Consider the following 11,920-nt stretch of genomic DNA (forward strand, 5'->3'; position numbering starts at 1 on the left):
AGCCGTCACATTATGATGATCGTATCCAGGCTTGCAAGATGAGTCTGTCCAGATTCGCGCCGAAGGCAGGCAAGGTCACTTGCCTTGGCGCGCCTTGAGCAGGGCTTCGCCCAGAGCCCCCATCGGCGAGGCGGCTTCTGAATTGCGCGAGCCACCGCCTCGACCACCTTTAGCCTTTTGCGCCTGGCGCGTGCCTGAAGCATCGCGGCTCTGTCGCCCGTTCCCTGACGTCCGTCGAGAGCCGCCCTGTTCGTCGGGCTCGTCGCTCAGCCGCATCGATAGCCCCACCCGAGCCCGCTCGAGATCGACCGCCATAACCTTGACCTTGACGATATCGCCGGCCTTGACCACCTGGCGAGGGTCTTCGATGAACTTGTCGGAGAGCGCGGAGATGTGTACCAAACCATCCTGGTGGACGCCGATATCGACGAAGGCGCCGAAATGGGTCACGTTGGTTACCGTGCCCTCGAGGATCATCCCCGGCTCGAGGTCCTTGAGCGTTTCCACGCCTTCGCGGAACTCGGCGGCCTTGAATTCGGGACGTGGATCGCGTCCCGGCTTTTCGAGCTCACTGAGAATATCCGTCACCGTGGGCACGCCGAAGGTGTCATCCACGTAATCGGCGGGCTTGAGCGATTTCAGGAATCGACTGTCGCCGATCAGGCTGGCCAGGTCACGCCTGTTGCGTTCGGCAATGCGGGACACCACGGGATACGCCTCGGGATGAACCGCGCTGGCATCGAGCGGATTGGTTCCGGTCATGATACGCAGAAAGCCCGCGCACTGTTCAAAGGTCTTGGGGCCCAGACGGCTGACCTTGAGCAGCTCGCGACGGTCCTGAAAACGCCCCAGGCTGTTGCGGTGCGTGACGATATTTTCCGCCAGCGCGGGGTTGAGCCCCGAGACCCGGGACAGCAAGGCTCCCGAGGCGGTATTGAGGTCGACACCCACGGCGTTGACGCAGTCCTCGATCACGGTTTCCAGACTGCGCGAAAGTTGTATCTGGGAGACATCGTGTTGGTACTGCCCCACCCCGATCGACTTGGGTTCGATCTTGACCAGTTCGGCCAGCGGATCCTGCAGACGCCGGGCGATGGAAATCGCGCCACGGATGGTGACGTCGAGATCCGGAAATTCGCGCGCGGCAAGCTCGGAGGCCGAATAGACCGAGGCACCGGCTTCGCTGACCATGACCTTAGCCAGCTTGCGCGGAGCCACTTTCGGCGCCATGCGCTTGACTAGCTCACCGGCCAACTTGTCGGATTCCCGGCTGGCGGTGCCATTGCCGATGGCGATCAGCTCGACGGCATGCTTTTCGACCAGACGCGACAGCACCGCCAGCGATTCATCCCAGCGGTTCTGCGGCGCATGCGGATAGATGACCGCCTGCTCGAGATACTGCCCGGTGGCGTCGACCACGGCGACCTTGCATCCGGTACGCAAGCCGGGGTCCAGCGCCAGCGTGGTGCGCGGGCCGGCGGGTGCCGCCAGCAGCAGATCGCCAAGATTGGCGGCAAAGACCTCGATGGCCTCCAGCTCGGCGCGTTCGCGCAGGCGACCCATCAGTTCGGTCTCGAGATGGGTATACAGCTTGACCCGCCAGGTCCAGCGCACCACCTCGCGCAGCCAGCGATCGGCCGCCCTGTCGCGGTCCTCTATCGAAAAGTGTCGGGCAATGGTCACTTCGGCCGGATGGATCGGCGCCTCGTCCTCTTCCGGCAACTTGACGGACAGCCCCAGCACGCCCTCATTGCGTCCGCGGAACATCGCCAGCGCGCGGTGTGACGGCACCTTGGCCAGGCGCTCGTCATGCTCGAAGTAATCGGAGAACTTCGCGCCCTCCTGCTGCTTGCCCGCGATGACCCGCGCGCACAGCTGGCCTTCGTCCCACAAGCAATCACGCAGGCGACCGACCAGTTCGGCGTCCTCGGCGAAGCGCTCCATGAGAATCTGCTTGGCGCCGTCCAGCGCCGCCTTGGTATCTTCCACACCTTTGTCGGCATCCACGAAGCCAGCCGCCGCGGCTTCCGGTTCCAGCGTAGGGTCGCCCAACAATGCATCGGCCAGCGGCTCGAGCCCGGCTTCGCGGGCGATCTGCGCCTTGGTGCGACGCTTCTTCTTATATGGCAGGTAGAGATCTTCCAAGCGCTGCTTGGTGTCGGCGTCGCGCACCTGGGCGGCCAATGTGTCGGTCAGCTTGCCCTGCTCGTCGATGCTGGCAAGCACCGCGGCACGGCGCTCCTCGAGTTCGCGCAGGTAGCGCAGGCGCTCCTCGAGCTCACGCAGCTGGCCGTCGTCGAGGCCACCGGTGGCCTCCTTGCGATAGCGCGAGATAAAGGGGACGGTCGCTCCGCCATCCAGGAGTTCCACCGCAGCAGTCACCTGTGGGGAGCGAACGGCGAGTTCCTCGGCGAGACGTTGGGTAATCTTGAGTTTGGCGTCCATGTGAACCTTGCAGTACTGACGATCCCGTGGCGCTGACATGGCGCTTGAAACAGCGTGCGACACACGGCGAAACAAGGAAGCCCGCAACGACGGGCTCCCCTACGAAATTGCCGACAAGGTATCACAAACCCCGTCGCGAGCGCACAGCGGCAGAGGCTATCGTCTCAACCGCCGGTATCCCAGAATGACCGGCGGGCTGCCCGCGCCACTCGCTGTACAGCGCCTCGATCGTGCGACTACGCTGGGACGAAGCTCAGCGCCACGCCATTGTTGCACCAGCGCAGGCCGGTGGGTTCGGGGCCGTCCTCGAATACGTGGCCCTGATGGCCGCCGCAGCGAGCGCAATGGTATTCAGTGCGTGGAATCAGCAGCACGAAATCGAGTTCGGTCAGCAGATGGCCCTCAATGTGATCATAGAAGCTTGGCCAGCCGGTCCCCGACTCGTATTTCGCTTCACTGGTGAACAGTGGCAGATCACACCCCGCACAGCGATATTCTCCCCGTCGTTTTTCCGCATTCAGAGCACTGCTGCCGGCCGGTTCGGTGTCGGCTTCGCGCAGGACGCGAAACGCTTCGTCGGGCAACCGTTCACGCCACTGTGCCTCGCTGAGCTCCAGCGGCTCGATGTCAGGTGCCGCCGTCAGTTCCAACTTGGGCCGGGCGGAGACCAATCCCGGCAATAGCCCCCCCAGCCCTACGGCCCCCAACATCCCCAGGAAATGACGTCGTTGCATAATACCTCCAAGAGGTTTCGCCAGTGCACCTGCCCAACACGTGGTACTGCCCAACTTAGTACTACCCAACGTTAGCACTACTGCCCGACTTGGCATTACTGCCGTTGTCATCAACCTGACACAGCCAGGCGGTTAAATCGTCCCATGACGTAACAGGGGAGGCCTTGAAGGCCTCCCCTGCTTGGACTGCTCTGACAGTGCTTGGTTCGATGACGGCCCCGGATGAAGGGGACGTCAATCCTGACGCGGGCCCGCCGCGACAATGGCCTCGTCGACCCCTTCGAACTTCTTGAAGTTGTCGATGAATTTTGCCGTCAGCTCGCGCATATGGCTCTCATAGGCCTCGGTATCGCTCCATGCCTGACGAGGATCGAGCAAATGCGGCTCAACGCCTTCAACCGCGACCGGCACATCCAGATTGAGCCCTTCGACGTGGCGGGTCTCGACATCCTTCAACGCACCGGACTGAATGGCGCGGATGACGGCGCGCGTGGTGGGAATGCTGAAACGGCTGCCTCCTTCACCATAAGCACCACCGGTCCAGCCAGTATTGACCAGGTAGACTCGCGAACCGAATGCCTCTACACGCTTGATCAGCAGGTCGGCGTATTCGCGCGCCGGCCGCGGAAAGAACGGAGCACCGAAACAGGTCGAGAAGGTCGCTTCCATCCCGCTCGAGGCCCCCATCTCGGTGGAGCCGACCTTAGCCGTATAACCGGAGAGGAAATGATAAGCCGCGGCTTCCTTGGAAAGCAGCGAGACCGGCGGCAGCACACCGCTCATGTCGCAGGTCAGGAAGATGATCGCATTAGGCTCGCCGGCACGGTTTTCCTCGACCCGCTTTTCGACATACTCGAGCGGATAGGCGGCTCGACCGTTCTGAGTCAGGCTGTCGTCGGTATAGTCCGGCTCACGTCTATCGAGCAGTACAACGTTCTCAAGCACCGTACCGAAGCGAATGGCCCGATAGATAATCGGTTCGTTCTTCTCGGTCAGGTCGATGGTCTTGGCGTAGCAACCGCCCTCGAAGTTGAAGACCGTGCCTTCGCCCCAGCCATGCTCGTCGTCACCGATCAAGTAGCGCGACGGATCAGCGGACAGCGTGGTCTTGCCGGTGCCGGACAAGCCAAAGAACAGCGTGGTCTCGCCATCTTCGCCGACGTTGGCGCTGCAGTGCATCGGCAGCACATCCTTCTCCGGCAGCAGGAAGTTCTGTACCGAGAACATGGCCTTTTTCATCTCGCCGGCATAACGCATACCGGCAATCAGCACCTTGCGCTTGGCGAAGTTGATGATCACGGTGCCTTCGGAGTGGGTACCGTCGCGGGAAGGCTCGCAGGTGAAATGCGGGGCGTTGAGAATTTCCCACTCCCGCTTGTCGCGCGAATTGAACTGCTCGGGACGCACGAACAGGGTCTGCCCGAAAAGATTGTGCCACGCGGTTTCGGTCACGACACGAATCGGCAGGTAGTGTTCGGGATCGGCACCGACATGGAGTTCCGAAACGAAAGATTCGCCCTCGGCCAAATAGTCCTCGACACGTTCCCACAAGGCATCGAACTTGCCGGCATCGAACGGCTGGTTGATGCTGCCCCAGTCGATCAGCTCATCAGTGGATGGCTCCCTGACGATGAAGCGATCCTTGGGGGAACGGCCGGTACGCTCACCGGTGTTCACCACCAAGGCGCCATTGGCGGCGAGCTGACCTTCGCCCCGTGTGATGGCGCGCTCGACCAACTCTGCAGTGCTCAGGTTGGTGTTGATTCTTGCAGAACTCTTCCTTGAAAGGACCTGGGGTGAAGCTTGGCTCATGGTCATTATCGTGTCCTGGGGCCCGAAGGCCGTTCTCTCTCGTTTGCCTACGCGTTGTCATGTCTCGGCACCGGCGTCGTGGGCATGCATTGCCTCTTTTACCAACCGGACGAACCTAGAACTTACATTATGGCAAAAAAGCCCGCGACCGGAAAACGTCGCCGTCTCCCTACCACGAGCCGTGCCCTCCCCGAGGATCAGTGCAACGTCGGCGACGGCGCATCGGGAGATTCGATCAACGTCTCGATATCCGCCGCACTAAAATGGTAGCGGGTATGGCAAAAATGGCACTGCGTATCCACGGCACGCTGCTCTTCGAGAATGCTGCGCAGCTCTTCCGGCCCCAGAGAATACAGCGCTTGGGCAATACGTTCACGGGAGCAGGTGCACCCGAAACGTAGCGCCTTGGGATCGAACACCCGCGCCGTCTCCTCATGATAAAGCCGGAACAGCAGGTCGCGCTGTTCGAGGCCGAGCAACTCTTCGTCGGTCAGGGTGCTGGCCAGATGTACCACCCGGTCCCAGGCATCGGGGTCCTGATTGGACGCGTCGTCGGGCAGCTGTTGAAGCAGCATGCCAGCGGCGCGCTGACCGTCCGCCGCCAGCCACAGCCGGGTCGCCAACTGCTCGGAGCGGGCAAAATAATCCTCCAGACAGCCGGCCAGTGTCGCCTCCTCGACGGCAACGATACCCTGATAGCGGTTGCCCTGGCGGGGGTCCAGTGTGATCACGATCTGTGCATCGCCGACCAGGGCCAATAACGTGGCATCGTCACCCGGCAAGGCCGCCTTTTCATCGAAACGGGCGATAGCCCGCAGCTCTCCGCCCGGGTTGGACTCGGCCATCAGCAGCCGCACCGGCCCCTTGCCTCGCACCTCGATACTGACGGTGCCATCGAGCTTGACGGTTTCGGTCAACAACGCCACCGCACTGAGCAGCTCGCCGAGCTGACGCGTTACCGCCAAGGGATAGGCGTGCTTGTCGAGAATTTCGCTGTAGGCCGCTTGCAGGCCGACGATTTCGCCACGCACGTTGGTGTTTTCAAAAAGAAAGCGTTGGATCTGATCTGTCATCAACGTAGAAGGCCTCTATCCAAAGTTTCCGTGGTTAATCGTCCAGCGTCTGGCGCTGGAATCGATGAAGGTCACGGCGCTGTTTCTTGTCCGGGCGGCCCGCAGGCGCCTGCATGGCCTGATTGGCGAGACGCCGGCTCTCAGCCTCGCGCTCACGCCGGGCCTGGCTGGCTGGCGTCTCCTGATAGAGCTCGCGCGCCTCGGGGGCGCCGCGCCGCTGGCTGGAAAGTGCCAACACCTCCACTTCGAGCGTGTCCCAGCCCTGCGGAACCTTGACCAGAGCGCCGACTTCGACGGCCTTGCTGGTCTTCACCCGAGCGCCGTTGTACTGCACCTTGCCGCCTTCGATGGCTTTCTTGGCCAATTGGCGGGTCTTGAAGAACCGCGCCGCCCATAACCATTTATCAATACGAATGCTATCGCTCATAGATCTCCTGTCATAATGCTCGCCTCCGGTCGGACGCTCTCGTCATGCAGAAGGCTTCAGGTACCGGACCGCAGTTCGGGCATGAGCGCCGCGAAGCGATCAAGGGCGATAAACTCCTCGAGCTCGCGCTCGGGGCGCCGACTGTCGGGCTGCTTGATGCCCAGCAGATGGCGTATGCCATATTCTCGCGCACTTTCCAGCACCGCAGGGTTGTCATCGATGAAGAGAGTTCGGGTAGGGTCGAAGGGTTCGATATCCTGCAGGGCGAACCAGAACTCCGGAGCTTCCTTGGGAATGCCTACGTCAGCGGAAGAGACGATGGCGTCCAGGTACTCCTCTAGACCCGTCAGAGGCAGCTTTAGTTCCAGGCTCAGGCGATCGGCATTGGTCGCCAGAACCACACGCGGATGCTGGCGATGCAACCACTTGAGAAAGTCGAGTGCATCGGAGCGCAATCCGATGAGATGCTGCACCTCTCGCTTCAGGGCGACGATATCGACGCCCAGCTCACGACTCCAGTAAGCTAGGCTATACCAGTTGAGCGTCCCCTGTTCACGAATGATGCGTGAGCGGATCTCGTCCTGCGTGGATTCATCGAGACGATGCAGCTCCACGTAGCGGCGCGGTAGATGCTCAAGCCAGAAGTGACTGTCGAAGTGCAGATCCAATAGCGTCCCATCCATATCGAGCAGGACGGTATCGATGGCTTGCCAGTCAATCATGGTCTTGGGCTCCGCAACGGTGGAAATCGAATATCAGGGTCCCGTATTGTACTCGGGAGCCCCCCCATGCGCACGGAGACCCTATGCCGCCCCCTTCTTCCTCCACTCCCACCCACCCCAAACCCAGCGTATTGTCGCGTCGCGAGGTGGCCCGCAGCCGCCTGTTCGCCGTAGAGGAGATGGAGCTACGCTTCTCCAACGGTGCCGAGCGCACCTTTGAATGCCTCAGGGGCAGCGGGCATGGCGCGGTGATGATCGTCGCCATGCCTGATCCCGAGCATGTGCTGTTGATACGTGAGTATGCCGCCGGATTCGATGAGTACGCCCTGACGTTGCCCAAGGGACTCGTCGATCCCGGCGAGGATATCGTCACCGCCGCCAACCGGGAGCTGATGGAGGAGTGCGGCGTCGGGGCGAATAATATCGAGCCTCTGGTGGAGCTGTCCCTGGCGCCCAATTACATGGATCATCGCATGCATGTCCTGCTGGCCAGCGATCTGTACGACAAGCGCCTGCCGGGGGACGAGCCCGAGCCGCTGATCGTCGAGACTCATGCCTTCGATGATCTCTCCGCCCTGCTCACCCGCGAGGACTTTCACGAAGCACGGGCCATCGCCGCCCTGTTCATTGCCCGGGACCGGTTACGCAGCCAGCAACTCCCCTCCGAGTGGTGGTAACCGCCCCTAGACGTAACAACGCCTTCACGATGACTCGTGAAGGCGTTGGTTATATCCAGCGCAATGGCTGTTGCGAGCGCTATTGCCGGAAATTAATTCCCGGTTGCACTGCCGCCCTGCACCTCGGTGTCGCCGGGCTCGGTATTGGCGGTGCCCGTTTGAGTGCTGAGATCGTCCGACGGCCCGCTGGGGATATCCGAATCGGGGCGCGCGCTGGTGCTGCCGCCCTGGCCGGAAGCGCCATCGCTTGCGCTGCCACCGTGAACTTCGGTGTCATGGGATTGGGTGTTGGATGAGCCCGTCTGTGTGCTTAGGCCTTCCTGAGAGCCACCGGGAATGTCATCGTTAGGCCGCACATTGCTATTGCCTCCCTGGCCGGAAGAGCCCCCGCTAGCGGTACCGCCCTGGGCCTGAGTATCGTGAGCCTGGGTGTTGGCGGACCCTGTCTGAGTACTGAGTTCTTGCTGAGAGCCGCCTGAAACTTCGCCTTGCGGACGTACGTTATTGTCGTTGGCAAGTGCGAAACTGGTCGGCAGGGCCAGCAGCGAAGTGAAAGCGATAGTGGTCAGCTTCTTCATGGTGAATCCTCCGTAATTCATTGAAGGGCTTACTTCCGTTCACGCCGAGCGTGAAGGATTGCATCCAGCAAACCTGTAAGAAACGTAGGCGTTAATTGGCCTGACGACAAGCATTGTAGTCGACACTCGTACTATTTCAGGCAATACGAAGCCTGCTAGCCAAGCACCTTGCTTATGACAAAGACTGAAGTTCACGGCAAAAACTGAAGTTCACGACAAAGGCTGAAGCTCATGACAAAGGCCGGACTCGTCCGTCCTGGGCGCTACGCAAACCGGCCTCGATCACCCGCATCACCGCCATTGCCTCCTCTGCCGGCACGGGATTCGGCTGCCGGCCGAGAATGGCATCGCGCACCCCGGCGTAGTAGGCGAGATAGTCGCCCGGCAAGGTCGGGATCTCGCTCGATTCGGGCAGGTCGTTGCCGTTATACCCGGGCCCCAGCGTGAATGTCCCGTGACGAGTGTCCCCGCCCCACTGCGGCGCAGGCAATTCGCCCTGCTTGAGGCGCTCCTCCTGCGGGTCCAGGCCATGCTTGACGTAGCTGCCGCGGGTGCCATGCAGGGCAAAGCGAGGTGCCGGCGAGGCCACCAGACTCCCCGCATGCAACACGACACGCAGGCGGTCGTAATGCAGCACCGCATGGAAATAATCGTCGACCTGCGCCCTGTCGCGCTGCATGGCCAGATCCAACCAGACCCCTTGGGGCATGCCGAACAGCACCAGCGCCTGGTCGATCAGATGCGGGCCCAGGTCATACCACAGTCCGCCTCCCGGAGCCGGCGATTCGCGCCAGCGGTCGCGCACATCCGGCTTGTAGCGATCGAAATGCGACTCGACATGCACCAGGCGTCCCAGCTCTCCGCCATCGACAAGACTGCGCACGGTCAGGAAGTCGGAATCCCAACGACGATTGTGAAATACCGACAGCAGCTTGTCGCTCGCCTCGGCTTGCGCCTTCAGCGCCTGCGCCTCCTCGAGCGTGACGGTAAATGGCTTGTCGACCACCACGTGCTTACCCGCGGACAAGGCCGCTTTGGCCAAGGGATAATGGGTATCGTTGGGCGTGGGAATCACTACCAGGTCCAAGTCTTCTCGGGCGAACAGCGCCTCGGGCGAAGACTCGACCTCGGCCTGCGGCCAGTCGGCATGCACCTTGGACGCATCGCGACTCGAGACCGCCACCAGCGACAGCCCGCGCTGCGACGCCAGTAGAGGCGCGTGAAACGTCTTACTGGCAAACCCATATCCCACCAGCCCGACCTTGAGATCATCCTTCATTCATCGCTCCTTGTTCAGTTGTCGCTCTACGGCTTGCGTACCCATTCTTGCGCCATTGGCATGGTTCATAAGGTAGCAGTTGCCGTCACGTATTCGCTGCCCCCGTGGATTGCCGCGTGCGGGCATTCTCGGCTCTCTCAAACAGCCGGGCCCGCATTTGCGGGCCCGGGCATTGCCAGCGACGCTATGCGCAAGACTCAGTCCAGCTTGGAGACATCGCGCACCGCGCCACGGTCGGCCGAGGTCGCCAGCAAAGCGTAGGCTTTCAATGCCGAAGAGACCTTGCGCTCGCGCACTATGGTCGGCTTCCAGGCATCGCGGCCCTTGGCTGCCATCGCTACGCGGCGCTTGGCCAGTTCCTCATCGGAGAGCCTGACGTCGATCGAGCGGTTGGGGATGTCGATGCGAATCAAGTCGCCGCTTTGCACCAGACCGATCGCGCCGCCCGCCGCCGCCTCCGGCGAGACGTGGCCGATCGACAATCCCGAGGTGCCGCCGGAGAAACGCCCGTCGGTCATCAGCGCACACGACTTGCCCAGTCCCTTGGACTTGAGATACGAGGTTGGATAGAGCATCTCCTGCATGCCCGGCCCACCCTTCGGCCCTTCGTAAAGGATGACCACCACCTCGCCTTCCTTCACCTGGCCGGCGAGGATATGCTCGACCGCCTGATCCTGGGACTCGACCACATGGGCCGGACCCTCGAAGACCAGGATCGAGTCGTCGACCCCGGCGGTCTTCACCACGCAACCGCTCTCGGCGATGTTGCCGTAGAGCACCGCCAACCCCCCTTCGCGCGAGAAGGCATGTTCGAGATCACGAATGCAGCCATTGGCCCGGTCGCCGTCGAGACTCGGCCAGCGCGCCGCCTGGGAGAAGGCCTCCTGCGAGCGCACGCCGCCGGGGCCGGCCTTGAAGAACTCGATCACCTCCGGCGACGGGTTGCGCATGATGTCCCACTCATCGAGCGCATCCTTGAGCGTGTCGCCATAGACGGTCGGCAGCGAGGTGTTGAGCACACCGGCACGGTCGAGCTCGCCGAGAATGCCCATGATGCCGCCAGCACGGTGGCAATCCTCGATGTGGTACTTCTGGGTATTGGGCGCCAGCTTGCACAACTGCGGCACCTCGCGGGAGAGCCGGTCGATGTCGGCCATGGTGAAGTCGACCTCGGCCTCCTGGGCGGCGGCCAGCAGGTGCAGGATGGTGTTGGTCGAGCCGCCCATGGCGATGTCCAGCGTCATCGCGTTCCTGAAGGCATCCTTGGAGCCGATCGCCCGCGGCAGCAGATGGGCTTCGTCACCCTCGTAGTAGCGCTTGGCCAGCTCGACGATGCGGTGGCCGGCAGCCTCGAACAGGCGGCGGCGGTCGGCATGGGTCGCCAGTACCGTGCCGTTGCCGGGCAGCGCCAGCCCCAGCGCCTCGGTCAGGCAGTTCATCGAGTTGGCGGTGAACATGCCCGAGCAGCTGCCGCAGGTCGGACAGGCGCTGCGCTCGATTTCGGCGATCTCGTCGTCGCTGTACTTGTCGTCGGCGGCGGAGATCATCGCATCGATCAGGTCGATGCCGTGATCGAGCAGCCGGGTCTTGCCCGCCTCCATCGGCCCGCCGGAGACGAAGATGGTGGGGATGTTGAGGCGCATTGCCGCCATCAGCATTCCGGGGGTGATCTTGTCGCAGTTGGAGATGCACACCAGCGCGTCGGCGCAGTGAGCATTGACCATGTACTCGACACTGTCGGCGATGATGTCACGCGACGGCAGCGAATAGAGCATGCCGTCGTGGCCCATGGCGATACCGTCGTCGACCGCGATGGTATTGAACTCCTTGGCCACCCCGCCGGCCTTCTCGACCTCGCGGGCCACCAGCTGGCCCATGTCCTTGAGGTGGACATGCCCGGGCACGAACTGAGTGAACGAGTTGGCAATGGCGATGATCGGTTTCTGGAAGTCGTCATCCTGCATGCCGGTGGCGCGCCACAGTGCGCGTGCGCCGGCCATGTTACGACCCGCAGTGGTGGTTCGGGAGCGATACTCGGGCATGGTGTCCTCAGCGTTAAGCTAGCCATCATGAGCCTGACAAGGCGCCGGCTTCGGCAGCGCGGCCCTGACGGTCGTTTGGGATATTCAGATAGGCCAACAATTGTGTCATGAGGGTGCAGGCTTGCCTAGCG

At 62.2% G+C, this 11,920-nt stretch carries 10 protein-coding genes; 1 reads left to right on the forward strand and 9 read right to left on the reverse strand.

Features of this window, described 5'->3' with window-relative positions:
* Positions 1–75: 75 nt before the first annotated feature.
* The 6 genes from ACW4DH_RS03155 to yrfG all read right to left on the reverse strand — a co-directional run bounded on the left by ACW4DH_RS03155 (position 76) and on the right by yrfG (position 7,213).
* Positions 76–2,445, reverse strand: coding sequence for a Tex family protein (locus tag ACW4DH_RS03155; protein WP_459634888.1), 2,370 nt, complete (start codon positions 2,443–2,445; stop codon positions 76–78).
* Positions 2,446–2,681: 236 nt separating this feature from the next.
* On the reverse strand, positions 2,682–3,179 hold the full coding sequence (msrB, locus tag ACW4DH_RS03160; protein WP_459634889.1) for a peptide-methionine (R)-S-oxide reductase MsrB: 498 nt from the start codon (positions 3,177–3,179) through the stop codon (positions 2,682–2,684).
* A gap of 234 nt (positions 3,180–3,413) precedes the next feature.
* Positions 3,414–4,997: a phosphoenolpyruvate carboxykinase gene (locus ACW4DH_RS03165; protein WP_459634890.1), complete on the reverse strand. Its 1,584-nt coding sequence runs from the start codon at positions 4,995–4,997 to the stop codon at positions 3,414–3,416.
* 191 nt (positions 4,998–5,188) lie between these two features.
* The gene (gene hslO, locus ACW4DH_RS03170; protein ID WP_459634891.1) at positions 5,189–6,064 is read right to left on the reverse strand and encodes an Hsp33 family molecular chaperone HslO; all 876 of its coding nucleotides are present in this window, start codon (positions 6,062–6,064) and stop codon (positions 5,189–5,191) included.
* 34 nt (positions 6,065–6,098) lie between these two features.
* The gene (locus ACW4DH_RS03175; protein WP_459634892.1) at positions 6,099–6,491 is read right to left on the reverse strand and encodes an RNA-binding S4 domain-containing protein; all 393 of its coding nucleotides are present in this window, start codon (positions 6,489–6,491) and stop codon (positions 6,099–6,101) included.
* 56 nt (positions 6,492–6,547) lie between these two features.
* Positions 6,548–7,213, reverse strand: a complete 666-nt coding sequence (yrfG, locus tag ACW4DH_RS03180; protein WP_459634893.1) for a GMP/IMP nucleotidase — start codon at positions 7,211–7,213, stop codon at positions 6,548–6,550.
* 83 nt (positions 7,214–7,296) lie between these two features.
* On the opposite strand from yrfG, the gene nudE reads away from it, so the two are divergent.
* A complete protein-coding gene (gene nudE / locus ACW4DH_RS03185; RefSeq protein ID WP_459634894.1) occupies positions 7,297–7,890 on the forward strand; it encodes an ADP compounds hydrolase NudE in 594 nt (197 codons plus the stop codon).
* Positions 7,891–7,982: 92 nt separating this feature from the next.
* Here nudE and ACW4DH_RS03190 read toward each other — a convergent pair whose 3' ends face one another.
* The 3 genes from ACW4DH_RS03190 to ilvD all read right to left on the reverse strand — a co-directional run bounded on the left by ACW4DH_RS03190 (position 7,983) and on the right by ilvD (position 11,789).
* A complete protein-coding gene (locus ACW4DH_RS03190; RefSeq protein ID WP_459634895.1) occupies positions 7,983–8,468 on the reverse strand; it encodes a hypothetical protein in 486 nt (161 codons plus the stop codon).
* Positions 8,469–8,697: 229 nt separating this feature from the next.
* Complete coding sequence (locus ACW4DH_RS03195) at positions 8,698–9,747, reverse strand: oxidoreductase (protein WP_459634896.1); 1,050 nt, start codon at positions 9,745–9,747, stop codon at positions 8,698–8,700.
* Positions 9,748–9,944: 197 nt separating this feature from the next.
* Positions 9,945–11,789, reverse strand: coding sequence for a dihydroxy-acid dehydratase (gene ilvD, locus ACW4DH_RS03200; RefSeq protein ID WP_459634897.1), 1,845 nt, complete (start codon positions 11,787–11,789; stop codon positions 9,945–9,947).
* Positions 11,790–11,920: the final 131 nt, after the last annotated feature.

It is taken from the genome of Halomonas sp. WWR20, from assembly GCF_054602495.1.

Coding starts and splice junctions, on each gene's coding strand:
- ACW4DH_RS03165 (WP_459634890.1), bottom strand. CDS start 4,997: ATGACCATGAGCCAAGCTTCACCCCAGGTCCTTTCAAGGAAGAGTTCT.
- ACW4DH_RS03190 (WP_459634895.1), bottom strand. CDS start 8,468: ATGAAGAAGCTGACCACTATCGCTTTCACTTCGCTGCTGGCCCTGCCG.
- hslO (WP_459634891.1), bottom strand. CDS start 6,064: ATGACAGATCAGATCCAACGCTTTCTTTTTGAAAACACCAACGTGCGT.
- ACW4DH_RS03195 (WP_459634896.1), bottom strand. CDS start 9,747: ATGAAGGATGATCTCAAGGTCGGGCTGGTGGGATATGGGTTTGCCAGT.
- ilvD (WP_459634897.1), bottom strand. CDS start 11,789: ATGCCCGAGTATCGCTCCCGAACCACCACTGCGGGTCGTAACATGGCC.
- ACW4DH_RS03175 (WP_459634892.1), bottom strand. CDS start 6,491: ATGAGCGATAGCATTCGTATTGATAAATGGTTATGGGCGGCGCGGTTC.
- ACW4DH_RS03155 (WP_459634888.1), bottom strand. CDS start 2,445: ATGGACGCCAAACTCAAGATTACCCAACGTCTCGCCGAGGAACTCGCC.
- msrB (WP_459634889.1), bottom strand. CDS start 3,179: ATGCAACGACGTCATTTCCTGGGGATGTTGGGGGCCGTAGGGCTGGGG.
- nudE (WP_459634894.1), top strand. CDS start 7,297: ATGCCGCCCCCTTCTTCCTCCACTCCCACCCACCCCAAACCCAGCGTA.
- yrfG (WP_459634893.1), bottom strand. CDS start 7,213: ATGATTGACTGGCAAGCCATCGATACCGTCCTGCTCGATATGGATGGG.